Source organism: Acidovorax sp. SUPP950 (assembly GCF_030158935.1).
GTDB lineage: Bacteria > Pseudomonadota > Gammaproteobacteria > Burkholderiales > Burkholderiaceae_C > Paracidovorax.
The window spans coordinates 1-1,179 of record NZ_BQXE01000018.1 but is presented as its reverse complement, the minus strand read 5'-3'; the positions used below and the strand labels follow the sequence as shown (position 1 = coordinate 1,179).

General features: G+C 56.7%; 1 protein-coding gene, 3 tRNA genes and 1 pseudogene. All 5 read right to left on the bottom strand.

Annotated features, from left to right (window positions below):
* Positions 1 to 124 (bottom strand): GTP-binding protein (locus AVME950_RS24230; protein WP_284410709.1); only part of this gene is annotated, 124 nt, incomplete at its 3' end.
* A 75-nt stretch (positions 125 to 199) separates the two neighbouring features.
* A tRNA-Thr gene (locus AVME950_RS24225) sits at positions 200 to 274 on the bottom strand.
* 58 nt (positions 275 to 332) lie between these two features.
* Positions 333 to 406: transfer RNA gene (locus tag AVME950_RS24220), tRNA-Gly, on the bottom strand.
* A 45-nt stretch (positions 407 to 451) separates the two neighbouring features.
* Positions 452 to 537: transfer RNA gene (locus tag AVME950_RS24215), tRNA-Tyr, on the bottom strand.
* Positions 538 to 622: 85 nt separating this feature from the next.
* Positions 623 to 727 (bottom strand): annotated as a pseudogene (locus AVME950_RS24210) (MerR family DNA-binding transcriptional regulator); the annotation flags it as partial.
* Between the last annotated feature and the right edge of the window lie 452 nt (positions 728 to 1,179).

Below are 1,179 nucleotides of genomic sequence, written 5' to 3'. Positions count from 1 at the left end.
CGCCGAACTTGGAGGACAGCACCGTGGCGATGGCCGCCGTCAGCGTCGTCTTGCCATGGTCCACGTGACCGATGGTGCCCACGTTCACGTGGGGCTTGGTACGTTCGAACTTACCTTTTGCCATTTTTTCGACTCCGAAAAAAATTACACCAATACAACATGGGTGCTCGCACGTTTTTCACTGCGCACACCTTGAATCTGGTGCCCATGGCGGGAATCGGACCCGCGACCTCTCCCTTACCAAGGGAGTGCTCTACCACTGAGCCACATGGGCATTTCGAGAAGATCACACACTCTCGAGACTAACCAACAACCAACTGCAAACTGCAAACTGGAGCGGGAGACGGGAATCGAACCCGCGTCATTAGCTTGGAAGGCTAGGGTTCTACCATTGAACTACTCCCGCATCGCCTTGCAGACTCCGCGTGACGCCGAAGCGCCGCTTTACATTTGGTGGAGGGGACTGGATTCGAACCAGTGTAGGCGTAAGCCAACAGATTTACAGTCTGCCCCCTTTAGCCACTCGGGCACCCCTCCGAAGAATCCATGATTGTAGCAGTCTTTTCCGCGCTGCCGATGGCATCTTTAAATTAATTCACTTCCTAGAAAGCTTCAAACAAGCGCGTTGTGGTTGGAGGAGGCCCATGTCTTCGTAGAAGCGCATGGCGCGGGTGGTGAGGTCGAACTCTTTGGCGAGGTCGCTGATGGTGTAGGTGGTGGCGGCCATAGGAGGTGGGGGAGACTCGTGGAGTGGAGATCCATCCCTGTCAGCGGCTGCGGTGGTGGGGAGGGTTCGCTGACGTTGACGTAACGTCAATCGTAGCGTATCCGCTGGGCTGGGAGCGGATTGAACTGGCCTGGATCGGGGCCTGGCTGATCGGAATGGCAGCGTGGTCGCGTGGTCCGTTGAATGCCTGAGGCCGACGAACAGCGCCGCATTAAAGCCTGCAATGCGTTGTCAGGCGTGGGCCTGAGGCCAAGGGGCGTACCTGACTGGAGACTGGTTCAACCAAGCAGGCTACGTCTAGCGAAGGTTTGCAGGAGAAATTTTCTTCCCCAAAGCAAAACGCCCCGACATCGTTGGATGTCGGGGCGGTTTGGGCTGTAAGAGCCTGACGATGACCTACTTTCACACGGGAACCCGCACTATCATCGGCGCAAAGTCGTTTCACTGTCCTG